At 65.7% G+C, this 23660-nt stretch carries 20 protein-coding genes; 6 read left to right on the top strand and 14 right to left on the bottom strand.

Annotated features, from left to right (window positions below; all coding sequences use genetic code 11):
* Window positions 1-43: 43 nt before the first annotated feature.
* A complete protein-coding gene (locus tag ABD188_RS05000; RefSeq protein WP_344059125.1) occupies window positions 44-1189 on the bottom strand; it encodes a glycosyltransferase in 1146 nt (381 codons plus the stop codon).
* A gap of 498 nt (window positions 1190-1687) precedes the next feature.
* Between ABD188_RS05000 and ABD188_RS04995 the strand changes: the two genes are divergently transcribed.
* Window positions 1688-2788 (top strand): nucleoside-diphosphate sugar epimerase/dehydratase, encoded by a 1101-nt coding sequence (locus tag ABD188_RS04995; RefSeq protein WP_344059123.1) that lies wholly within the window; start codon window positions 1688-1690, stop codon window positions 2786-2788.
* The gene (locus tag ABD188_RS04990) at window positions 2677-4086 is read left to right on the top strand and encodes a DUF4082 domain-containing protein (protein ID WP_344066873.1); all 1410 of its coding nucleotides are present in this window, start codon (window positions 2677-2679) and stop codon (window positions 4084-4086) included. The genes ABD188_RS04995 and ABD188_RS04990 overlap by 112 nt, the downstream gene beginning before the upstream one ends.
* 36 nt (window positions 4087-4122) lie before the next feature.
* On the opposite strand, the gene ABD188_RS04985 is transcribed toward ABD188_RS04990, so the two are convergent.
* Entirely contained in the window at window positions 4123-4995 is an 873-nt protein-coding gene (locus ABD188_RS04985) for a hypothetical protein (protein WP_344059121.1), read from the bottom strand.
* Window positions 4996-4999: 4 nt separating this feature from the next.
* Window positions 5000-5689, bottom strand: coding sequence for a hypothetical protein (locus tag ABD188_RS04980; RefSeq protein ID WP_344059119.1), 690 nt, complete (start codon window positions 5687-5689; stop codon window positions 5000-5002).
* Window positions 5690-5757: 68 nt separating this feature from the next.
* Here ABD188_RS04980 and ABD188_RS04975 point away from each other — a divergent pair, with 68 nt between their 5' ends.
* Genes ABD188_RS04975 through ABD188_RS04960 form a run of 4 tightly spaced genes read left to right on the top strand, consistent with a single transcriptional unit; the run spans window position 5758 to window position 9957 of the window.
* Complete coding sequence (locus ABD188_RS04975; protein WP_344059117.1) at window positions 5758-6468, top strand: YveK family protein; 711 nt, start codon at window positions 5758-5760, stop codon at window positions 6466-6468.
* Complete coding sequence (locus ABD188_RS04970; protein ID WP_344059115.1) at window positions 6465-7775, top strand: O-antigen ligase family protein; 1311 nt, start codon at window positions 6465-6467, stop codon at window positions 7773-7775. Before ABD188_RS04975 ends, ABD188_RS04970 begins: the two co-directional genes overlap by 4 nt.
* Before the next feature lie 5 nt (window positions 7776-7780).
* Window positions 7781-8680 (top strand): glycosyltransferase family 2 protein, encoded by a 900-nt coding sequence (locus ABD188_RS04965; protein ID WP_344059113.1) that lies wholly within the window; start codon window positions 7781-7783, stop codon window positions 8678-8680.
* 35 nt (window positions 8681-8715) lie between these two features.
* Window positions 8716-9957: a glycosyltransferase family 4 protein gene (locus ABD188_RS04960; protein ID WP_344059111.1), complete on the top strand. Its 1242-nt coding sequence runs from the start codon at window positions 8716-8718 to the stop codon at window positions 9955-9957.
* Here the strand turns inward: ABD188_RS04960 and ABD188_RS04955 are convergent.
* The 11 genes from ABD188_RS04955 to ABD188_RS04905 form a co-directional block, all read right to left on the bottom strand.
* Window positions 9929-11569, bottom strand: coding sequence for a hypothetical protein (locus ABD188_RS04955; RefSeq protein WP_344059109.1), 1641 nt, complete (start codon window positions 11567-11569; stop codon window positions 9929-9931). The genes ABD188_RS04960 and ABD188_RS04955 overlap by 29 nt on opposite strands.
* Before the next feature lie 81 nt (window positions 11570-11650).
* Window positions 11651-11908, bottom strand: a complete 258-nt coding sequence (locus tag ABD188_RS04950) for an acyl carrier protein (protein WP_344059107.1) — start codon at window positions 11906-11908, stop codon at window positions 11651-11653.
* Window positions 11909-11950: 42 nt separating this feature from the next.
* A complete protein-coding gene (locus ABD188_RS04945) occupies window positions 11951-13177 on the bottom strand; it encodes a pyridoxal-dependent decarboxylase, exosortase A system-associated (protein WP_344059105.1) in 1227 nt (408 codons plus the stop codon).
* Entirely contained in the window at window positions 13174-14736 is a 1563-nt protein-coding gene (locus ABD188_RS04940; protein WP_344059103.1) for an acyl-CoA ligase (AMP-forming), exosortase A system-associated, read from the bottom strand. The genes ABD188_RS04945 and ABD188_RS04940 overlap by 4 nt, the downstream gene beginning before the upstream one ends.
* 126 nt (window positions 14737-14862) lie before the next feature.
* Window positions 14863-17259 carry a glycosyltransferase gene (locus ABD188_RS04935; protein WP_344059101.1) on the bottom strand — a complete coding sequence of 799 codons (2397 nt, stop codon included), beginning with the start codon at window positions 17257-17259 and terminating at the stop codon, window positions 14863-14865.
* A 1-nt stretch (window position 17260) separates the two neighbouring features.
* Complete coding sequence (locus ABD188_RS04930; RefSeq protein WP_344059099.1) at window positions 17261-18640, bottom strand: oligosaccharide flippase family protein; 1380 nt, start codon at window positions 18638-18640, stop codon at window positions 17261-17263.
* A gap of 68 nt (window positions 18641-18708) precedes the next feature.
* Window positions 18709-19821 carry a DegT/DnrJ/EryC1/StrS family aminotransferase gene (locus ABD188_RS04925; RefSeq protein ID WP_344059097.1) on the bottom strand — a complete coding sequence of 371 codons (1113 nt, stop codon included), beginning with the start codon at window positions 19819-19821 and terminating at the stop codon, window positions 18709-18711.
* Window positions 19818-20444 (bottom strand): acetyltransferase, encoded by a 627-nt coding sequence (locus ABD188_RS04920; RefSeq protein WP_344059095.1) that lies wholly within the window; start codon window positions 20442-20444, stop codon window positions 19818-19820. Before ABD188_RS04920 ends, ABD188_RS04925 begins: the two co-directional genes overlap by 4 nt.
* A complete protein-coding gene (locus tag ABD188_RS04915) occupies window positions 20441-21583 on the bottom strand; it encodes a DegT/DnrJ/EryC1/StrS family aminotransferase (RefSeq protein ID WP_344059093.1) in 1143 nt (380 codons plus the stop codon). The genes ABD188_RS04920 and ABD188_RS04915 overlap by 4 nt, the downstream gene beginning before the upstream one ends.
* A complete protein-coding gene (locus tag ABD188_RS04910) occupies window positions 21583-22575 on the bottom strand; it encodes an NAD-dependent epimerase/dehydratase family protein (RefSeq protein ID WP_344059091.1) in 993 nt (330 codons plus the stop codon). Before ABD188_RS04910 ends, ABD188_RS04915 begins: the two co-directional genes overlap by 1 nt.
* Window positions 22572-23651: a Gfo/Idh/MocA family protein gene (locus ABD188_RS04905; protein ID WP_344059089.1), complete on the bottom strand. Its 1080-nt coding sequence runs from the start codon at window positions 23649-23651 to the stop codon at window positions 22572-22574. Before ABD188_RS04905 ends, ABD188_RS04910 begins: the two co-directional genes overlap by 4 nt.
* Window positions 23652-23660: the final 9 nt, after the last annotated feature.

The following is a 23660-nucleotide window of genomic DNA, read 5'->3' as shown; positions in this document are numbered from 1 at the left end:
GCAACGGTGCGCAACGGATGCCGCGAGCCGCGGCATCCGTTCGCTACAGCTCGCCGGGAGCCATCGCCTGTTCGTCGAGCTGCTCGACGAACTGCCGGGCCCGGCTCGGCGCCTGGCCCGCCTTGCGCGGCGCGTAGACGACGAGCGAGTGGAACATGAACCGCACCACGAACGCCACGACCAGGGTGATCGCTGCGGCAGCGACCGCCGAGATGTGCCACGACTGCACCATCAGCGCGAGGATCGGGATGCGGATCAGCGCCTCGGCGTTGTTGAAGGAGAAGGACTTGGCGAAGCGGTGCCACACACCCGAGGCCGACTCGCGCATGTCCTGGAAGACGAATCGCTCTTGCAGCAGGAAGTTGCCGATGATCGTCGTCTCGGCGGCGATCACCGCGGCGAAGACATAGCCCACGCCGGCATGGATGAGGCCGGCCATGATCGCCAGGTTGACGAGAGCGCCGATGCCGCCGATGACGGCGAACAGCGACATCTTGCCGAAGCGCAACGCGGTCAGCTGCACGACGAAATGCATCCCCTGGCGCGCCGAGGCCTTCGATTCGCCGGCGTAGCGGTCCGCGAAGTCGAACGGCACCTCGGCGACCCGCAGATTGCGGCGCGCGAGGATCTCGAGCAGGATCTTGAACCCGCGCGGCTTGAGCGTCGCGGAATCGATGGTGCGACGATCGACGATGAAGAAACCCGTCATAGGGTCGGACACCTCGCGCAGGCGGATCGGGAACATCGCCCGAGTGAGCGAGGTGGCGGCCTTCGACACGAGGATGCGAGAGCGGTCGGCAAGGCCGGTCGCCGTGCCCCCGCCGGCGTACCTCGACGCGACGACGAGGTCGACATCGCCGCGCGAGTAGCGCGACCAGAGCGCGGGGATCTCCTCTGGCGGATGCTGCAGATCGCCGTCAAGGACGAGACATGCGTCGGCCTCCGCCGTGGCGAACCCCTCGAGCACTGCTCCGCCCAGCCCGCCATCGCGACGATCGCGGTGGATCAGCCGGACCGGCAGAGTGGCGGTTGCCGCCACCGCGAGGATCTGGTCGGGCGTCGAATCGGTGCTGTCATCGACGAAGATGACCTCCGCCTCGATGCCGTCGACCGCTGCCGTGACACGACGAACCAGCTCCGCGATATTGGGAGCCTCATTGAAGGTCGGGATGATGATCGAGAGGTGCACTGCCCTCCATAATCGCATGCGACGACGGGTGCGAAGCTCCGAGCTTGCCCAGCGACGACGCCCCCGCAGACGCCTCGCGGCGGATATGCGGAGTGGCAGCATCCGCAAGTCCTGAGCAAAACCTCAGCGTAGTTGTTGGTCTCATTCGAAATGGCGCTTCCCACTCGACCTCCGGCACGGTAGATTTGCTGTTGCAGGGCAGTGGGATGCCTATGCATGTGATTGACCCGATTTATCGGGGCCTCGCTGGGGATTGAAATTTCGACGAGTTCGCTCGCCGAGATGCTTTATGGGGAATCGACGAGCCTGCTCGTCAGAAGCGGTACTGGGGAACGTAATGGCGACTGGGGACGCTTTGCGCGTGCGGCATTTTGCCGCCGGGCAATGACGACGATCGACGCGAGCGCAGCGATCGATTTGGATCCACCTTCTGGATTCAGGCCGATTGCTGCGCTTCGCGCTCCGATCGTCACGACGACCGGAGCACGGTCGACCGCAGTGTCGGCCGCGAAGGCGGCCGTCCTGCCGGCAGGTGCGACGGTCGCACCACGGATCGAGCCCGCACTCGAGCGGCGGCGTGCGTGGGAGCGGCGCTACGCCCGGCAGCTGCGGATCTCCGACGTGCTGGCGGTGCTGCTGGTCACGGTCGGTGTCGCCCTGGTGGACTCACTCGTCACATATGGCGGCCTCGCCGCGATGTGGACACATGGGGCACTCCCCATCCTGAGCGGCGCGCTGTGGATCACCATGCTCGCGCTGTTCCGCACCCGGTCCAGCACCATCGTCGGGTCGGGCTCGACCGAGTACGTCCGGCTCGCCCACTCCACCGGATTCGCGTTCGGGATCGTCGCGATGATCTTCGTGATCTTCCAGCTGCCCGGCGCTCGTACGCAGCTGATCTTCGCTCTGCCGATCGGTCTGCTGGTGCTCCTGGTCAATCGCTGGGCGTGGCGCCGGTGGCTCAACGCCAAGCGCAAGGTGGGGCTCTTCACCTCCCGCGCCATCGTCACGGGCTCGCGCGACGACATCGAGTACGTCATCCGCCGGCTCGAGCGCGACGGCAAGCTGGGCTACTCGGTCGTCGGCATCGCCACCACCGACACCGTCGAGGCCGACATGGACGTCGACGGCAAGAACTACCCGCGTGTCGGGTCGACCCACTCTGTCGCGGCCAACGCTCGCCAGCTCAGCGCCGACACGATCATCGTGGCCAGCCGCCCCGACGACGATCCGGACTTCATCAAGCGGCTCAGCTGGCAGCTCGAGGGCACCGCCGCCGAGCTGATCCTTTCGAGCCGGCTCGCGGATGTCGCGGGCCCCCGCATCTCGCTGGATTCATCGCCGGCCTCGTCGGTCTTGTCGCGGTGGCGGGCTTCGCTGTGGCCCCAGCTCTCGCTGCCGTGCCCTCGACGACGACCGGCATATTCGCCGACAACTTGGAACCCGCCATCGATGTGGACTCCGACCGCGGGGCGGTCGAACTCGGCGTGCGCTTCAGCCCGCAGAAGTCGGGCGACGTGGTGGCCCTGCAGTACTACCAGGGCGAGCGGGCATTCGGCGTCACGCAGGCGACCCTCTGGTCCGGAGACGGCGATGTGATCGCGCAGGTCTCGTTCGACGCGACGACCGAAGTGGGTTGGCGCACCATCCCGCTTGACGAGCCGGTGAGCCTCGATGCTGGCCGTTCCTACGTCGCGTCTTACAACGCTCCCCGTGGCGGCTACGCCGTGACGGAGGACGATCTCGACGAGACGATGTACCAGAACGGATTCCGCCTGGGCGCGGGTGCAGGCGTCTACCGATATGGCCCGACCAGCACGCTGCCGACATACAGCTACGACGGGTCGAACTATCTCGTAGACGTCGTCTACAAGGTGGAGACCGTCGAGCCCGGCACGCCGACCACGCCGACTCCGAAGCCGACGGATTCCCAGACTCCGACTCCGACGGCCACGCCGACGGCGACTGCCACGCCGACGCCCACCCCGACGGCGACTCCGAAGCCGACCCCCACGCCGACGCCGACCCCGACGCCGACCCCGACTCCCACCCCGACCCCGACGGTTACGCCGCCGCCGGCGGAGACTGGAGGGTTCATCGTCTTGGGCCGTTCATTCCCCTCCTCCGCGACGACCGGTGTTCCTGCCGGAACAACGCTGACCACGTACACCGGGCCGTGCACGATCCAGACTGACAACGTTGTGATCGACGCGAAGATCATCAATTGCGACATGCGCATCCTGGCCAAGGGGATCAAGATCACGCGATCCGTACTGAACGGGCAGATCTACAGCGACCCGGACTACTTCAACGGCTCCTTCAGCATGACCGACAGTGAAGTGAGGATGCCCAACTCGACCGGCACCGGCGTCGGCGACGTGAACTGGACCCTCACCCGCGTGGAGATCACCGGCGGTAGCCGATCCGCGAACTGCTCCTCCAACTGCACGCTGCAGGACTCGTACCTGCACGCGCAGTACACCGACCGCCGCGGCATCGACCACGAGTCGGCAATCCGCATGGGCCAGGACACCATCCTCCGCCACAACACGATCGCCTGTGACTCCACCCCGGTGCCTCCGGACGCCGGCTGCTCCGCGGCGCTGACGGGTTATGGCGACTTCGGCATCGTGCAGCGCAACACGATCGACAACAACCTGATCGATGGTGGACCCGACGGTTCGGTCGGCTACTGCGCCTACGGTGGTTCGACGACTGGCAAGCCGTACTCGGCGGGTGTCAACAACATCAAGTTCACGAACAACATCTTCAAGCGCGGCGAGGGGGGCAAGTGCGGAATCTGGGGTCCGATCACTTCCTTCGACTCGAACGCACCTGGAAATGTCTGGACCAATAACCTGTGGGATGACGGGAAGACCGTTCCACCCGCGAACTGAAAGCAATCGTCTCTGCTCGGATGGTCGCGGCTTTCGCTACCATCCGAGCAGAGTCAGTTCGCTGTACAGGTAGTCAACCGTTTCTCCAGCAGGAAGCTCTCCGCGATACATCTTCGGCCGCGGGTGGGCGAGATCACGACCGGGTCCACGAGGGGTGAACCCCAGGATCCGTCGCTCCGCCAAGGTCGCCAGGTATCCGCGTCTGCGCAGATGCGCCGCGACGTCGGGCCACTTCGCCTGTAGTACGGCGGGATCTCCCCCGACATACAGTGGCGACGCGAATACGCCCAGACGCTTGCGTCGATCGCGACGATAGATGAGGTAGGCGTAGCGACTGTCATCCAGTATGAGCAGATGCCGGGCTGCTCGAGCAGCCCGGTGATCCTCGAAAACGACGGCGTCGTGACCCGTCAGGGTCTGCTCCAGCGTCCTCGGGTCGTCGGTGACGCCGCGAGTGCGAGCGAACGGCCGCGACACATTCAGGGACAAGCGGGTCGCGGTGTCGAGTTCTGTGAACCCCAGGCGTTTGTTCATTGCCGGGACATTGCCACTCGGAGATAGATCCGTGAAGAGCAGATGCTTCTGTGCCAGGATCGCTCGAACCAGTCTCAGCGAGTGAACACGATGTTCCTCCAGGACGCAGAACGCCGCTAGGTTGCACACCTCCCGCTCAGCACCGTCGCGGAACCGCCTGGAGTACACCGCCACATACACTCCGACCAGTTCGCCCTCCGCGGTGCGAAGCTGGAATCCGTGATTGGGTCGGTCGCTCCCCCATGGCGGGCTGATGAGTTCAGCCCACCGTGCGGCCGGTACGCGTCGATTGAGATTCTCGTGGAGGAAGGCGCTCACCTGGGCGCTGTCCTCAAGGATGATCTCGCTGACGGAGACCTTTGGTGCGATCGTCACGGGTCTATGACGACGTGCTGGTTCGCAGGCGCGCGCGCGATGTCCAGCGCGGCGCAAGGTCGCGTCTGGGCTGCCGCCGGTACTCGAGGAAGAGAACGGCTGCAACGGTGAGACCGATCCCCAGCGCGGCTGTCATACCAAGCACTCGAGCGGTGCTTCCCCCGACGTGGTACATCACGGTGGACTCAGGTGCTGCGATCGCGGTGATGTCATTCACCGGATCGACGTTCGCATCCCGTTGCAGCTGGTTCAACTCCGTCTTGACCCGCTCGACGAGTTCGGTCTGCCGCGCGCGCGCCTCGTCTTCGGTCGCGGCCACGACATCCAGGTTGAGAGTTTGGGTTGCGTAGTTCGTCGCCCATTGGCCACCGGTGTCGGGCAGTCGGAGCGACCAGCCATCGCGAACGCCCATGCCGATGAGTGTCACATCCGGCGATGCGAACTTGGTGACCTTTCCCGGGCCGGCGAGCCGCTTGGCGACGATGCCCGCGGTGTCGATGAGGTCCTCGGACTGCGTGCGCAGAGCGTTCGGATAGAGCGAACTCGTCGGAGCGAGAAATACGATCTCGGCGCGCGTGAAGTACACGCCATCGTCGCTGATCGCGACAAAGCCGGCGCCGGCAGTGCACACAGCACCGATCAGCACGATCGGCCAGTGCCTGATGAAGGCGCGCACCAACTCCCAGAAAGTCATAAGTTCCCCCCAGGTAGAATACCTCGTGTCCGCGGCGCGCAATGCCCGCCGGATTGGGGAGGAACTCTGTGGTACTCGACGTCTTGAAGGCTTTGGCGCGCCGATGGTACGTCCTTGTCGCAGGTGTCCTCCTGACGGCGGGCATAGCGTACGGTGCATACGTCGCAAGCCCCCCCGAGTACAACGCCAGGGGCCTGGTTCTGCTCCTGCCATCCGAAGCAGCCGTCGGTGTAGGCGGAAACCCGTTCCTGACGCTCAGCGGTCTCGAGCAGCCGGCTGGCATCGTGGTGGCGTACTTCGGTAGCACGACCGCGCAGGCAGAAGTCGCCGAGCAGTCGCCGACAGCGGAGTATGTCGTCGGTATCGACGACTCGACGCGTGGGCCGGTCATCGCCATCGATGTGACCGACCATTCCGCGGCAGCCGCGCTCTCGACTCTCAACTTCATCGCCGAACGGATCCCTGCCGAACTCGAGCGACTTCAGCAGGATGTCGACGCGCCGGCCCAGGCGGTCATCACCTCGATGCCGTTGACGATCGACGAAAAGGCGAAGAGCGACATCAGCGGGACCCTCAGGCTGGTGATCGCTGCATTGGCCGCCGGTGTCGTCGCCACCGGATTCGTCGCGTTCGCGCTCGACGGCGTGCTCTTGCGGCGAAGCCAGAGCCGCCGTTCCGAGCGCACCGAGCCAGCGAAGTGGCGGGGACCAGCCGAAGTGCCCGGCGAACCCAAGAACGCGACGGCGGGCCGACCCGTCCGAGCTCGAGCACGTAGTTGACGACTGCACTCCCTCAGCTGACCGCACGGACGACGAGCAGGATCGACGCCGTCGGATGGCTGACGGTATACCTGGTGCTGCTGCTTTTCGTGCCGTCGAGGCTCATCGTCGGCCCGCTGGGCAGCGCGGGCGCCCCATCGATGCTGTTCGGGCTCGGAAGTCTTCTGCTGTGGCTTCTCCTCTTCCTCGGGGCGGCGCGACGAGCAGCCAGCGAACCACAGCCGATTCGAATCGCCCTGGCTCTGTTGCTGTTCTTCGTCGGTGTGAGCTACATCCTCGCGATGTCTCGTCCGATGAGTCCCGACGAGACAAGCCCGGGAGATGTCGCGCTCCTGGCGCTCGCATCGTGGTCAGGCACCCTCTTGCTCACGCACGACGGCATCCATGAGCGCAGTCGCCTCGACACCCTCATCTGGCGCTTCACCGTGTGCGGGGGTCTGATCGCCGTCCTCGGTCTCATCCAAGTGGCCACTCGACAGCTCTGGGTCGACCAGCTGTCCATCCCGGGGTTGTCGAGCGCACCTGCGTATGGGCTCACCACGCGTGGAGGGTACCCGCGCCCTGCGGGCACATCGATCCACCCGATCGAGTACGGCGTGCTGCTGGCGATGATCCTCCCGCTCGCGCTGCACGTCGGTTTCAATCACACGCACCGGGGACCTGTCATCCGGTGGATTCCGGCCATCGCTCTGATCGCGATCATTCCGCTGACATCGTCGAGGTCGGCATACCTCGGCGCCGCGATCGGACTGGTGATCTGCATGATCGGGTGGACTCGGCGACGACGTCTCAGGGTGCTTGCCATCGGGGCGGCCGGAGTGCTCGCGATGCTCGTGATCACACCGAACTTCTTCGGCGCAATCGTAGGACTCTTCACAGGGGCGGGTGAAGACCCCAGCATCGCCTCACGTACCGACAGTTTCTCGCTCGCGTTCGAATTCATCTCCCAGAACCCGGCATTCGGTCGGGGCTTGGGCACCTTCCTCCCGAAGTATCGGATCTTCGACAATCAATATCTTCTTCTGCTCGTGACCATCGGGGTCGTCGGCACCATCGCATTCCTGGCCCTCGGTATCACAGCCGCCGTGACCATGCTTCGACTGCGCGTGCGGCTTCGCGACGAGGGGTCACGAGACCTCGCGCTGGCGCTCACCGCATCCATCTGTGCCGGGTTCAGCTGCCTCTTCATGTTCGACGCGTTCGCATTTCCGATGACGATGGGCACTCTCTTCGTCACCCTGGGCATCTGCGGCGCGCTGCGGCGAATCGAGGACGCCAAAGCAGGTCTGGCGGCTCTCCTAAGATGACCCATATGCCCGTAGACATAGCCGCTGTCGTCGTCACCTACAACAGTGAGCGACATATCACGGATCTGCTCGACAGCCTCCCTGCTGCGATGGGTGAGCTCACCTACTCGACCGTTGTGGTCGACAACGGATCACACGACGGCACCCTCGAGATCCTCGACGCCCGTCAGGACTGCATCGTCGTCCGTTCGACGAACGACGGGTATGCGGCGGGAATGAACCGGGCGGTGCGCAGGTCTCCGGACGCTTCGGCGATACTGATCCTCAATCCCGACGCCTCGCTGGACGCTGAGTGTGTACCACGGATGCTTCAGGTCCTCCGTAAGCCCGGCATCGCTGTTGTCGCGCCACGCGTCCGCGAAGAAGACGGCAGCCTGTCGCCAACCCTTCGTCGCGGACCGACGATGGGACGAGTCGGCGGCCTGAGCTTCACCGGCTGGCCGGTGTTCACCGAGCGCATCGAGGATCCTCGGGAATACGAGGCGGAGCACGAGATCGACTGGGCCGTCGGAGCCATCCTGCTCGTCGACGCCGAGTGCTATACCAAGCTTGGCGGGATGGACGAATCGTACTTCCTCTACTCAGAGGAGACCGACTTCAGCCTCCGGGCGAAGGATGCGGGGTGGGCGACGGTCTACACTCCGGCGGCAGGGGCAATGCACGTCGGCGGCGGCTCCGGTGAGAGTTCGGTCACTCACACGATGAAGATCCTGAACCGAGTGCGCTTGTATCGCCGTCGATCGGGTACCTTCCTCGCGTCGATCTATATGGCACTGACGGTGCTTACTGAGGTGAGACGCGCGATGCTTGGTCACGACAAATCGTGGCCGACCGTCCGCGCCCTGGTTGTCCCTTCGGCTCGCCCTGCTCCACTGGGCGCCAATGACACGTTCCTTCCGCGATGACGAACCGACCGGAGAGTGGAACTCTGAAGATACTCATGATCGCGCCGGCTTGTGACGGCGAAGACATCGGCGAGGCCTGGGTCGCATTCCAATGGGCGAAGCTGCTCTCTGCGCGATTCGAATTGACCCTGCTGACGACCTACAAGCGCGATCACACGCCGATGGCACAGCAGCTTCCCCACGTGCGCGTGGTTGAGTGGGGAGAGCCTCCGCTCGTGGATAGGTTCGAGCGGCTGAACAGTCTGATGCAGCCCGGGTACGTCCCGTTCTACATCCGGGCTCGCCGATGGATCAAAGAACGGCTCGCTGCCGGCGAGCACTTCGACATCGCACATCAAGTCGTTCCCGTCGCCATGCGGTATCCGTCACCCGCCGCCGGGCTGGGGGTCCCGCTCGTCGTCGGTCCGGTGGGAGGCAGCTTGGAGTCACCTCCCGGATTCGTGGATGAGGAAGGCGCCACGCCGTGGTGGCAGCGGCTCAGAGCCCTCGACGCGTGGCGCATTCAGCACGATCGATTGCTCCGGCGAACCTATGAGTCAGCGGCGTGCGTGATAGGGGTGGCCCCGTATGTGGCGGATTTCCTTGCGAACCTCCGCATCCGACGCCTGGAGATCATGAGCGAGACGGCGGTGCACAGCGTGAGTGCCCCCATCGATCGCACTGATCGGACCGGCGCCGTGCGTCTGCTCTACGTCGGCCGCATCGTGCGGACCAAGGGCCTGCGGGACGTCATTCGTGCATTGGCTCTCATCAAGGATCTCGACACGACTCTGGATGTCGTCGGAGATGGAAACGACCGCGAAGCATGCGAGGCCCTGGCGAAGGAGCTGGGTGTCGAGGCGCGGGTGTCCTTCCATGGGAAGGTGCCCCGCGACGTCGTCGACGACTTCTACGAGAGGGCCGACGTTTTCGTCTTCCCGAGCTATCGCGAACCAGGTGGGAACGTGACCATGGAAGCGATGGCTTACAGCCTGCCGGTGATCGTCTGCCAGCGGGGCGGGCCAGGAGCCAACGTCGACGACTCGTGCGCCATCCGGCTGGCGGCGGAGTCTCCCGAACAGCTCGCCGCAGATTGCGCGTCCGCGATCCGAACGCTCGTCGAGGATCCGGACCTCCGCGCCGCGATGGGCGCTGCCGCGCGCGAGCACGCTTCGACGACACACATGTGGCCACAGCGCATCGAGCGCGCCGCAATCCTCTACGCCGAGCTCGTCGCTCAGGCCGATCCCGCGCTCGACGGCGAGCGGGCTACGAGGTCGCGACCACCAAGTTCGTGACGAAGGCGACGGAGCTCGGGCGGGGTTCGACCCTCCCTGACAGCACGTCCTCAAGCCATTCGTCACGGACGAAGTCCAGCCTGCCGAGCGGGCGCAGCGTGTCGGGTTGCCGTCGCCAGTGTTCTACGACCTTGGCGGCCATCACCGTGCCGCCGGCGGGGGGACGATTGCCCCGCTGGAGTCGCTGCACCGCCTTGCGGCTGAGCCGTCGTCCGGTCGTCACAACGTCGACGGCCGGCTGCCAGCGCGAAGGCGTGGCGTATGCAGACGGTGCAGGGCGTCCATCGAGTGGTCGCTGCCCGAGTTCGGGATCGAGCGCCATCTGGAGCGCGCCGAGAAAACGTGATCCCGCCTTGTCTTGCGGCGTCAGCTGGGACGCGATGTCGAGGAAGCCCGGGTCGAGCATCGGGTTCACGACGGTTCGCTGATCCGCCACCGCTATGTCGGTCGCCCCGGCCCAGCGCTGCATGCGGTGCCTCACGTAGAGTTCGTCCGCAGCGCGGAACCATTCGTCGCCGCCGGCTCGCAACGCCTGATAGACCCGGTCGGTCGCGGCCTTGCGTGCCCACGCGGCAAACTCCAGGTCAAGCAGACCTGGCTCGACGGCCTCGTTCACGAACATGCGCCAGGAGGCGAGCTGCTCGGCGTCCTTTCGGGTGTAAGGCCGATCCTGGATCCGTCCGACGTAGTAGAAGCCGCGGGCGATCTCGCCGCCGAGTCCGGATATGCGGACTCCCTGGTCGAAGGCTCGCTCGCCGATCCGCTGCGCGGCGAGAGCCACAGGGTCGGACATCCCGTCGAGCCTGACGGCGTCGGCGACGCACAGATCCCATGCCTCAGCGGGGTCGATGTCGCCGACATCCGTCAGCCCGTGCACGTCGTGGCGAATGCCGTACCGTTCTGAAATCGCACTCGCGATCGCGACATCACCCTTGCCGGGAACCTCGAGTGTCATGGCACGAAGTCCGCGGCGACGCTTCTCGGGGATCGCGCTCAGGAGCAATCGCGAGTCCATTCCACCGGTCAGTTGCAGGACCGCGTCGGGGTGGTCGTCGAGAAGCGCATTCAGGGAGGTTCGCAGAAGTTCTGCCGCAGCCGTGACCGCCTCGGCCAACTCCAGTCGCGGAAGCTGAGGGATGTCGGCGTCGGTGATCTGTACGCCGCGCTCGTCGATGCGCGCCACGGCGCCCGGACTCAGCTTCCGGATCCCGGCGAAGAGGGTGCCCTGACCGAGCTGCCACCCCAGCAGTGACTGGATTCCGACACGCTCGCGGTCGAGATCCGCCTGCACCGTCCATGCCGCCGCCAGTGCGGAACTCGACATGACTCCGGCAGAGTTCGAACCAGCGTCGGTGTGGAACAGTTGCTGAAACCCCATCGAATCGGCGACCATCCAGGCGCCCGTCTCGTCTCCTGCCGCCGCGCCGAAGGGCGGCAGCAGCCTCGTGAGGGCCTTCGGGTCTGTCCGCATCGATTCGGCGACGCGAGCCTGCGACACCGCCCCGTGGGTATCGCGCACCACCCTGGACACCGCGAATGCGACGTGATCGCCCGGGGTGGACTCCAGACCCCAGCGCCAGACATCGATCGGCCCGCACTGCGTTCGACTCACCGAGGTGGAGTCCTCCACCGCGCGTGCGGGTGCTCCGCCCGTCGCGAGAAAGCCAGGAAGTGCCGCGGGGTGGAACATGGGTCAGGCTGACGCGAGCTTCGCGTCGACGAACTCGGTGAGGGACCCGACGGTCTCGAAGAGATCCGCGCCGAATTCGTCGTCGTCGATCGTGATGTCGAAGCGGTCCTCCAACGCGCCCACGAGGGCGACGACCCCGAAAGAGTCGAGTTCGGGCAGCGCGCCGAAGAGGGCGGTGTCGGCGGCCAGCTCGTCGGGCGCCTGCTGAAGTTCGAGCGTCTCGATGAGTACTGCGCGGACGTTGTCGATGGTGCCAGTCATTCGTGCTCCTTGATGTCTATGTCGAAACGAGGATGTCTGTGATCAGACGAGGACCTCGGCGGGCGCGGGGTGTCCGAGAAAAGCTGTCGGACTTGCCGTGAGGCCGTAGGCCCCTGCCTGGAAGATGACGATGAGGTCGTCGATCTCCGCAGGCGGCAGCTCGACGTCGTCACCGAGCAGATCGAGCGGGGTGCAGAGGCAGCCGACGACGTTCACGCCGTGTTCGGAAACCTCCTCGACTCGGTTCCCCACGACGAGCGGATAGTTCCGGCGGATCGCCTGACCGAAGTTCCCCGATGCCGCGAGCTGATGATGCATCCCCCCGTCGACGACGAGGTAGGTCTTGCCGCGCGAGACCTTCCGATCGACGACCCGTGTGACATAGATGCCGCACTCGCCGACGATGTAGCGACCGAGTTCGATCACAGGACTCGCGTCAGGGAAGCGGGAGGCGATCGGCCCGTCCACGAGATCGTGCAGATCCGCCGCGACGCCATCAAGGTCGAGCGGCTGATCCCGGTCTGTATAGGGGATGCCGAAGCCGCCGCCGAGGTTGAGGTAGCGAAGCGGTGCGGGCAGACGATCAGCAAGCACGCTCACAAGATCCACGGTACGGCGCTGCGCCTCGGAGATGAGCCCGGCATTGAGGTTCTGAGAGCCTGCGAAGACGTGGAATCCGATGATGTCCAAGCCGGCGGAGGCGTATTCGCCGAGAAGGTCGGGCACTGCTTCGGAATCGATGCCGAACTGCTGCGGGCCGCCGCCCATCCGCATTCCCGATCCTTTGACGGCGAAGTCCGGATTTACCCGGATCGCCACCGTGGGCGTGACGCCGAGATCCTCGCCGGCGGCGACCAATCGATCCAGTTCCGTCTTGGATTCGGCTTCGACGATGATCCCGGCGGCGACGGCCTGACGGATCTCTGCCGGAACCTTGCCGGGTCCGGCGAAGCTGACTCGGTCTGGGCGGATCGTGGAATCCAGCGCGGCCTGCATCTCAAGCGACGAGGCGACATCGATCCGATCGACCCTCTGCGCGAGGTGCTGAACGATCGCCGGCATCGGGTTCGCCTTCATCGCGAAGCTCAGCTCGACGCGCGCGGGGAGCACAGCCCGAAGCTTCTCGATCCGCGCGTCGAGGAGGCCGCGGTCGTATGCGAAGAAGGGCGTGGATCCGACCCGAGCAGCGAGGCGACTCAGCGGCATGCCACCGACGGCGAGTTCACCGTCGATCGTGCCGAACGGGGCGATGTGTTCCTCGGGCTTCATCCGGACACCTCGGCTTTGATCAACGTGCGGTCGAATTTTCCATTGGGCGATCGAGGCAGCTCATGCCTCGATTCAATGCGCGAAGGGACCATGTACAGCGGCAGCGCCTGGCGCAGCGCGGTGGTGAGCGCCGCCACATCCAGCTCGGGTGCGGTCGGGGTGGCGACCAGGACGATCCTGTGCCCGAGTCCAGCGTCCTCGATGCCCATCGCTACGGCGTCGCGCACCATGCCCGTTCCGTAGGCCGCTTCTTCGATCTCGGTGGGGCTGACCCGATAGCCGGAAGTCTTGATCATGTCGTCGGTTCGCCCAACGAAATAGAGGTAGCCGTCATCATCCGATACAACCGTATCGCCCGACCACACCGCCCACTCCGGCGCACGCCATTCCTGATCGGGATGATGAACGAGCCGGTAGCGCTCAGCAGTTCTCACCGGATCATTCCAGTAGCCGAGCGCGACCAGCGCTCCCCTGTGCACCAGCTCTCCTTCTTCACCGGGCGCGCAGCGCGAGCCATCGGGGCGGAGAACGAGGATCTCAGCGTTCGGGATCGCCTTGCCGATCGAGTCCGGTCGTCGGTCGACTTCAGCCGGATCGAGATAGGTGGAGCGGAAGGCTTCGGTGAGCCCGTACATCAGGTAGGGAGCGGCATTCGTGAAGATCGAGCGAAGCTTTTCGAGCGTGGTTCGCGGCATCCGTCCACCGGTGTTCGCGAAATAGCGCAGCCGTGCGGCGGCCTCTTCGGGCCAGGGTACGTCAGCGATCTGCAGCCAGAGCGGCGGAACGCCCGTGAGGCCGGTCACTCCGTACCGTGCGCAGAGCTTCGGGACCTCGCGAGGCAGCAGGTAATTGAGGAGGATGCAGTGCGCCCCGACCGCGAAGGCCGTGGTCACCTGGCTGAGCCCGGCGTCGAAGCTGAGCGGCAATGCGCTGAGGATGACGTCGTCCGCGGTGTTCTGGAGATACGTGCTGACGCTTTCCGCGCCGACGATGAGATTGCGGTGACTGAGGACAACGCCCTTCGGCCTCCCGGTGCTGCCCGAGGTGTAGAGGATTGCCGCAGGATCCAAGTCGATCACGGGTGATGGCGCGTACCCATCCCCCGTCTCTGCAGTCGAGGCCCACTCGTGCAACCTGCGACCTTCGGGAGCGGACGCCGGCTTGCCGCCCACCACGATGATGTCCTCCACGAGAGTCTCCGGCAGCACCGACGCCAGTTGTGTCAGTCGATCGCTTGTCGTCACCAGAACCCGTGCGCCGCTGTCCTCCAGGATGTGGGCGACTTGGATGGGCTTCAGCACGTGGTTGATCGGGACGAAGATCCCGCCCGCGGCCGACGCCGCGAAGATCGCCGTAACCGTCTCGGGCCGCTTCTCCATGTAAATGGCGACACGGTCGCCACGACGGGCCCCCGTGGACTCGAGTTGTGCTGCCAGCGCGAGGGCGGACGCCCAGATCGCGTCATAGCTGTATGTCTCACCGGCATACGTCAACGCGGGCGCGTCGGGCGTGGTCTCGGCGGCACCAGCCAGCAGGTGGTGGATCGCGGTCCGTATCACGCTGCACACCTCTCTAGGGAACGGTCGCCCTCGTGATCGATCCCATTCACATCAACGTACCGGCGCCGATCTGTGCGGGTGGCATGCGAGGAACCGTTCGTCGGCGCGGCCGGCTCGCGAAGATGGCTACGACCGCTCATCGCGCGCCTCTTCGTTCAGCCACTCCGTCAGCTGCGCCGCCCGCGAGTCCCAGCCATCTGACGCAACCGAGTGCCGAATGGCGGCGCGAGAGGGTGTGGATGCCGCGGCGGCGGCGACTCGCTCGACGAACTCGGTCGTCGTTGTGGCCGTGGCCACGAATGCCGGGTCGAGACCTGCGCGCGATGCCACGTCGGTCATGACGACGGGCACACCGGAGGCGAGGTACTCCAGGGTCTTCAGCGGATAGCTGCGGCGATTGAACATGGAATCCCGATACGGCGTGAGTCCGGCGTCGAGTGTCGCGAGATAGGGCGCAAGCGCGTCTCGAGGCAGGGCATCGATCCATTGGACACCCGGCATCGCGGTAAGGCGGTCGAAGGCCTCGTTCTCGCCGGCGGAGACGAACCACCTGGGTCCGACGAGGAGCAGACTGATCCCGGCGGATTGCACGGCCTCGAGAAAACTGATGTCGGTGCGCGAGTTGAACTGGCCGATCACGCCGACGATGGGACGCTGCAGGGCGATGCCCGGAGGTGTGGTGTCCTCGAGTTCGCGGAATCGTCCGAGATCCGCACCGTTCGGCAGCCAGCGCGGAGACGTGGGTCCGCGCTGGAGGTGTCGAGCGAGCTCAGGCGTCACCGCGAGGACCAGGTCGGCGGCCGAGAGGTTGGCCTCGCGTGACGATCCGAGGTATCGCTTGCTCACGCCCCAGAGGGCGGCCGCTTCGACGAAGTCATCGGTTGCGTAGTACACGTGCACACCCGGGATGTCTCGAGCAAGGTGGAGCATCGGCGCGGTTGTCGAAGCGATCACGGCGCGCGGGTTCAACCCGTGCTCCTTCAGGTAGCGTCTCGCCACGTCGGCGCGCCGGCGATTCGCGACGTCACGAAAATATGGGCGCTGCACACCGTAGAACGTCGGCGCACGCAGCCGCACCACGTTCTTCTGCGGATGGCTCACCAGTGGGATGACCCGGTCGCGACGACGAAGGATCGAATGCGGTGTGTCGACCCACACGATCTGTGAGTCTGCAGACAGGGAGGTTGCCAGTTGACGATCCGTCCCGGCGAGAGTGTCCCAGCCGACGCCCGGGAAATAGAGGATCGGTCCACCGGCCAGCGTGGAGAGGGATTCGCCAGGGCGCGCGCCGTGTTTCTGCGTTGCCACGGGTTCGACGTTGAAGTCGTCGGCACGCTGGCGCCCGCGCCAGCGATCCACCCGCTGCGCGACGTGGTACCTGGCGAGCTGCAGGAAAGACCGGCCTGCGGCAAGAACGCGCTTCTTCTGCTCTGCCCGCGCGGCCACCGCATCGCGATAGATCGTCACCTGACGCGTCGCTGACCGTTCGAGTGAGAACTCCTCGACCGCGGCTCGGCCGAACGCGCCGAGCTCGGCACGCCGTGCCGGGTCGGCGAGCAAACCGACCAGTTCGGAACGGAGGACGTCAGGGCCGTGCGCCGACCCCTGCCCGACTCCGTACCAGCCTTGCCACCGGAATTCGTCGACCGTGTCAGGCGTCAGGGTGCGGAAGTAGCCGTGCTCGCCCTGCACGACGAGCGGCTTGCCGAACGCCAGCGATCGAAGTGCGGACCCGCCCATCCCCAGGACGATATCGGCCGCGTTGTAGGCCGCCCGCGGGTCGGTCAGCTCACCGGTCAACACCACGGTGGGACGGCCCACCGCGCGGTTGGATCGGTCTGCGGCCTTCTGCATGGCATCCCGCGCCTTGCCGTCGCCGACGATCACGAACTGGAAAGGGTGAGTGTCTGCGAGCTCTGCCGCCGCATCGATCGCGGTGAGGATGCCCTCCGACTTGAGCTCCGGCACGAGCCTGCTCACGCACACGACCAGGGGCCGGTCATCCAGCCCCCACTGCGCCCGGAACGCCTGCGCAGACTCTTCCCCCATGGGCGCGTTGTGCTCGAGGTCGACGGGAGGCTCCAGCAGGGTGACGTTCAGCCTTCCCTTGGACTGCTCCACTGCTGATATCTGCTGTGTTCCCACGATGAGCGGCATCCAACTGGGGATGAACGGCGCGACGGCCATCGACATCACGGTGCAGACTGCGGCGACATCCGGAAGGCGTTCCGTGGCCATCGCCGCCTCGAGCGCGGGCGGCCACTCGTAGCCGTGGATCACATCGATTTCGTGTTCCGCAGCGACCTGCCGCAGCGCCCGCGCAATTCGCAGCGACGGACGCCTTCCGGGATCCGGCGACTCGATGAAGGTCAGGCCGAGTTCGTCGATGCGATCGCAGAGCGTGCCTCGACGGCCGAAGATGATGCACTCATGACCGAGCTTCGACACCGCCGCCGCGAGCTCGATCGCATTGGTCTGGCTGCCGCCCATCTTGAGGTCGTGGGGGTAGACGAGGATCTTCACGTCATCCCTTTCCCGTCGCCGCAGCGCGGAGCAGTTTGAGGTTCTCGCGCTGCCAGAAGGCAAGGAGCGCGATGACACCGGTCGCGACGCCCGCCGCGAGGGCCGCGGCCACGAGCGGCAGGCCGACCGCTTGCGCGATGAGCCAGCTCGCCACCCAAACCATCAGGCCCGCGATGACAGGCAGCACGACTGCGCCTGCGATCTTGTGAACCCGTATCCCGGTGCGGTGCAGGCTGATCAGGTAGAGCGGCACCACTGCAACGAGAGCGACGACGAACTGCGCCGCAGCGACTCCTGGAGCGCCGAAAGCCTGGACCGCCCAGAGCATCAGTGGCAGCGAGATGCCGAAAGAGGCGAGCTGGATGAACAGCACGATGCCCGATTTGCCGTGCACCACGAGGTAGTCGTACGCGAGTTCGAACCATATCCGGAGGCCGGCCATCGCCGCCAGCCACAGCAGGATGTCCGCAGCAGGCAGCCACTCCGTCCCATAGACGACGTCGACGACCGGTTCGGCGGCGCCGCTTATCGCCAGGCATGCCGGGATCGCGACGCTCGACAGGATGGCGAGCACCCGGGCGAAGTTGCGTGACATCCGATCCGGATCATGTTTGAGGGCCGAGAAGGCCGCGGGGGCGACGGCACGAAGAGGCAGAGAGAATATCGAAACGGGCCAGCTTGCAAGGTTGTATGCGAGGACATAGAAGCCGAGCGCCGTTGCCCCGAGCGTGGAACCCACTATGAGCTGGTCGGTATAACCCGCCGCGAACACCACGATGCTCGATGCTGCAAGCGGGAGTCCGAAACGCAGGAGTCGACCGGCGGTGTCGCGCTTCCACCCGAAGCGATAGGGCACGGGGCTCCACTTGATCAGCATGATCGCGAACACGATGCTCGCGATCAGGCGACCGACCGCGAGACTCATCGCGCCCCAGCCGAGGAACGCGAACAGCAGCGAGAGCCCGGCGCCAAGCCAGGTGTTGACCTGATCTGCGATCGTTCGCTGCTTCTGCATGAACTCTCGCTGCATGATCGCGGCCGACGTCGCGACCAAGCCGTTGATCAGAATCGACAAAGCCAGAACCTGGACGACGGGCGCTGCGCGAACATCGCCGAGGGTCTCCGAGATCCAGGGAGCGCCCACGATCACGACGATCGTGAGCAGCAGGCTGCTCACCGCGGAGATGGTGTTGATGGTCGGGGCAATCGTCGCCGGATCGTCCCTCCAGCGGATGATGGCGAGGCTCACCCCCAGCTCGTTGAAGCTCAGGATCGCGAGAAGGGTGAGCGTCGCGATCGCGAAGATGCCGAACTGGTCGGGTCCGAGTACACGGGCAAGGGCGATGCCGATGGCAAGGGTCCCCAGGCGGGACGCCACCATGTTCCCGAAACTCCACCCGAACGCACGGGTGGCACGACGAGGAACCGAGTCCTCCGGGGGCTCCTGAGTCACGGCCGCACCGAACGGGCCACTCCCTGGACGACAGTCTCCTGCTGCGCCTGGGTGAGGTGCGGGAACATCGGGAGCGAGAGGATGCGGTCTGCCGCGGCCTCGGCGACGGGGAACTGTCCGCGTCGGTAGCCGAGCCCGGCGTACGCTTCGGTCAGGTGGACGGGCGTCGGATAGTGGATGCCGACCCCGATGCCCGCCTCGGTGAGTTCAGCCGCGACGCGATCGCGGTCCTCCAGGCGGATGACGTAGAGATGCCAGACGTCCTTGTTGCCCGGGCGTACGGTGGGCCGTCTAACCCCCTCAACCACAGCGAGAAGGGCATCGTAACGGTCTGCCGCCGCCCGCCGTGCGGAATTCCAGCCGTCCAGTCGGCGAAGCTTCGCCCGAAGGACGGGCGCCTGGACGGCATCCAGGCGGGCATTCACTCCGATGCGATCGTGCACGTACTTCACCGAGCTGCCGTGGGCCGCGATGTTGCGTACGAAGTGCGCAATCTCGCTGTCGTTGGTCATCACCGCGCCGGCGTCGCCGGCCGCACCGAGGTTCTTGCCCGGGTAGAAGCTGGTCGCCGCAACACGCGCCAACGCCCCGGCGCGCCCGGCAACGCCGGACGCCCCCTGAGACTGCGCGGCGTCCTCGATCACCACCAGGTCGTGTTTGGCCGCGATGGGCGCGATCAGCTCCACGGGCGCGGTCTGCCCGAAGAGGTGTACGGGGGCGATGACCTTCGTCCGCGGCGTGATGGCGGCTTCGATGGCCGCCGGGTCGATCAGGAGATGCTCTTCGTCGACGTCGACGAAGACGGGAACAGCGCCGGCGCGTGACACCGCCTCCGCCGTGGCGATGAAGGTGTTCGCGGGCATGATGACCTCGTCACCGGGGCCCACGCCGACAGCGCGATACGCAAGCTCGAGCGCATCAGTGCCGTTCGAGACTCCGATCACGTGCTCGACGCCGATGTACTGGGCGTACTCGCGTTCGAACGCGGCAACCTCAGGACCACCCATGAATGCGGCCGATTCGAGCTGGGCGCGCCACACGGGCAGCACCTCGTCGAGAATCTCGGCCTGCTGGGCGGCGAGGTCCAGGAATGGAACGTTCGTGCTCACGAGGTCACCCCTAACGGATGGGCAGGGATGCCCACCCATGTCTGCTCGTCTGGTACATCCTCCAGGACAACGGCGCCCATCCCGATCGTCGCCTCCGCTCCGATCGTGAGTCCTTGGCGGACAGATACGTTCATGCCGATATATGCCGATTCACGTATGTGCACCGAGCCGCCGAGTGACACACCGGCCGCCAGCGTTGCGAAGTCACCAAGCACGTTATCGTGCGTGATCGTGCAGTTGGGCATGATGACGACATGACGGCCGATCTTCGCATCCGCCGTGATGACGACTCCGTCCATCACAATGCTTCCTCTGTCGATGTCACTCGTTGCTCCGACTCGCGCCGACCGCGCGACATACGTCGCGTAACGGTCGCCCGAGACGCCGAACTTGTGAAGCCGGCGCACGACGTGACGGCGTCCGAGGCTCGGTCCGACGCACACGAGAAGCGACTCCTCTCGCTTGACCGCATCCACGATGCTGCCCACAACCGGCACCCCGGCGACCTCTGTCCCGTGGAGGTCGAGGTTATCGTCCAGAATGCCGACGACGCCCGTCACCCCGGCCGCGATCACTTCACGGGCGAGACCACTGGCCCCGATCAGCAGAAGGCCAGCCGTCACGCCACGGTCCCCTGCTGACGCAGCACAGTGATGACCCGCTCCTGGTCAGCCGGCGTCAGCGTGTGGAAGACCGGCAGGATCAGGGTTCGGTCGTTCAGGCGCTCGGTGACAGGCAGCCCCGTCTGCGGGGTGAGATCGCGATACGGTGGTTGCCGGTGGGTGGCCATGATGCCGCGACGCGCGGAGATCTCCGCGTTGGCGAGGGCTTCGAGGAGGCCCTCCCGATCGGTGGGGTAGTCGTCGAGAACCTCGACCCAGAAGGACTGATAGTTGGCAGTGCCATACGCGGGGTCCGTAACCGGCCTCAGCCCCGGAATTGTCTCGATGGCCGCGCGGTACGTCGAGGCGATCTCGCGGCGCCGGGCGACGATCTCGGGAAGCCGACCCAGCTGAACGAGCCCCACGGCGGCCTGAAGATCAGTCATTCGGAAGTTGTAGCCGACCTCGGTGTACTCCTCGGCAGGTGGCAGAACCGAGCCGTGGCGATCGGCTGCCGAGACGCTCATCGCGTGCTCACGAAGATGGCGCGCACGCGTGGCCCAGTCGTGGCGGGTCGTCGTGATCATGCCGCCCTCGCCGGTTGTGAGCAGCTTTCGCGGGTGGAACGACCACGCGGAGATCTCCGCGCCTGCCCCGACGGGCCGCCCCTTGTAGGTCGACCCGGCACCGCACGCAGCATCCTCGATCACGACGATCGACAGCGGATCCGCGAGGTGCCTGATGTCGTCGAGATCCACCGGCACCCCTCCTTGATCGACCGCGATGACCGCGCGGGTCACAGGCGTGAGTGCCGCCGCGACGGTGTCTCCGGTCAGATTGCCCGTGACCGGGTCCACGTCTGCGAAGACGGGGTTCGCGCCGACATACCGAACGGCGTTCGTGGTGGCGATGAACGAGAAGGAGGGGACGACCACATCATCGCCGGGGCCGACACCCGCGACGATGAGTGCGAGATGGAGGGCCGTCGTGCAACTCGTCGTGGCGACCGCGAACGGCGCTTGCATGGCTGCGGCGAATTCCTGCTCGAACTGCGCGACTCTTGGACCCTGGGCGACCCACCCGCTCGCGATGACCTCCGCAACGGCATCAGCCTCCTCCTGGCCGAGCCACGGAACCATCACATTGATGCGCTCGGCCATCAGACGCCCACCGATCTGCCGGCTGCGATCTCCTCACGAAGCGGCGCCCACCACTCGACGAGCATCCTGAGCCCCTCTTCGATGCCGATCGTGGCCTCGAATCCGAGGTCGCGGCGGGCGGCCGTCGTGTCGGCGAGCCTCCGGAGGACCCCGTTGACAGCCCGCTCCGGACCATGCTCGACACCGAGATCCGAGCCCATGACGCGAAGCAGTGCCTCGGCGAGTCCGAGCAGACTCGTCTCCGTGCCGCTTGCGATGTTGTAAGTGCCCTCGACGATGTCGCTTTGCGCGGCGAGCACATTGGCCCTGGCGATGTCGGGAACACAGACGAAGTCCATCGTCTGCTGTCCATCGCCGAAGATGAGCGGGGGCTTGCCGTCGGCGATTCGCTCCATCCATCGGACGAGGACCTCGGTGTACACACCGTGCACATCCATGCGGGGACCGTAGACGTTGAAGTACCGTAACAGCACGTAGTCGATGCCCTGCATAGCGCGGAAGCTGCGGATCAGACCCTCGTTGAACGTCTTCGCTGCACCATAGATGGTGTCGTTGTTCTCGTGATGATGGCGCTCGTCGGTCGGGAACTCCTCTGCCATGCCGTACACCGACGCGCTCGAGGCCGCGACCAGCTTCTTGACTCGGTGCTTCGCTGCCGATTCGACGACGTTGAAGGTGCCGTCGACCAGCACCTCGAGCGCGAGCCTCGGCTCTTCCGCGCACTGCGTGATCCGAATCGCCGCTTGGTGGAAGACGACATCCTTCTCCGCCGTCAGCTCGTCGACGAGCCGCGCGTCACGGATGTCGCCGTCGATCAACTCGACACGACCGCTGGCGAGAGCGTCGTCGAGGTTCGCACGGCGGCCTCGGACGAGGTTGTCCAGGATGTCGATGTGCTCGACGCCCGACTCGAGCAGCTGGTCGACGAGTGTGGAGCCGATCGTTCCAGCGCCCCCGGTGACGAGAACTCGCGTGCCTTCAAGATTTGTCATGATTGTGAGTCTTCCTTGCTGATACTTGCTGCGACGGGGCGCGGTGCACCATTCGACGCCTGGCTCTCCGCGGCGGCTTCGAGCACGGAAAGGACGCGGAGTCCGGATTCGCCGCTGGTGCGTGCAGCGCGCTGCTCTCGGATGGATGCTGCGAACTCGGTCGCAACGTTTGCCAGCGCCTCACGCTCGGGGAGCGCGGGCGCCCAGGTGTCGCCGAGGCGATATGAGATGTTCGATGCGCGAGCATCGGCCGTCTCTTTGGACTGCAGGGCGAGGTCGACTCCGCGGTCGTAGACGCTCACGCGCTGCTGCGGGTTGAGGTCGTCCCACACGAGGGTGCGCTTGGTGCCGCCGATCACCATCTGCCGGATCTTCGTCGGGCTGAGCCAGTTCACGTGCACGTGGGCGATCGCGCCGCCGGCGAGCGGCATGGCCAGATACCCCACGCAGGATTTGCCGGTGCCGAGTGGGTCCGCACCGTGCGCGGAGACGGACTCGACGTTCAGCCCGCTCGGGAGGATGAAGTCCATGATCGACAGGTCGTGCGGTGCGAGGTCCCAGAACACGTCGACGTCCGGCTGAATCAGCCCCAGGTTGATGCGGACGCTGTCTACGAAGAGAATGTCGCCGAGAAAGCCGTCGGCGATGAGCTCTCGGATCTTGAGGACGGCCGGCGTGTAGCAGTAGGTGTGATCAGCCATCAGGATGAGGCCGCGCTCGCGGGCGGTCTCCACCATCTCGACGCCGCGTTCGCGTGTGTCGGCGAGTGGCTTCTCGACGATGACATGCTTGCCGGCCCTGAGCGCCGCGAGCACGATCGGGTGATGCGTGCGGGCCGGTGTCGCAACGGCGATCGCATCGATCATCTCGTCGGCGAGGACCTCGTCGAGGTCTGCGATCACCGGCACACCGCCGACGCTGTCGGCCACCCGCTGCGCGCGGTCCGTGTCGAGGTCGCAGATCGCTCCCAGGTCCCAGTCAGTCGAGGCACGGAAATTGCGGGCGAGGTTCGGCCCCCAATACCCCGCTCCGACCACAGCGATATTCAGGCGTGAAGACACGCTGAGTTCCCCCATTGGTTGAAT

Source organism: Microbacterium pumilum (assembly GCF_039530225.1).
Lineage (GTDB): Bacteria > Actinomycetota > Actinomycetes > Actinomycetales > Microbacteriaceae > Microbacterium > Microbacterium pumilum.
The sequence above is the reverse complement of the archived record's forward strand: the minus strand, read 5'-3'. Positions and strand labels throughout refer to the sequence as shown.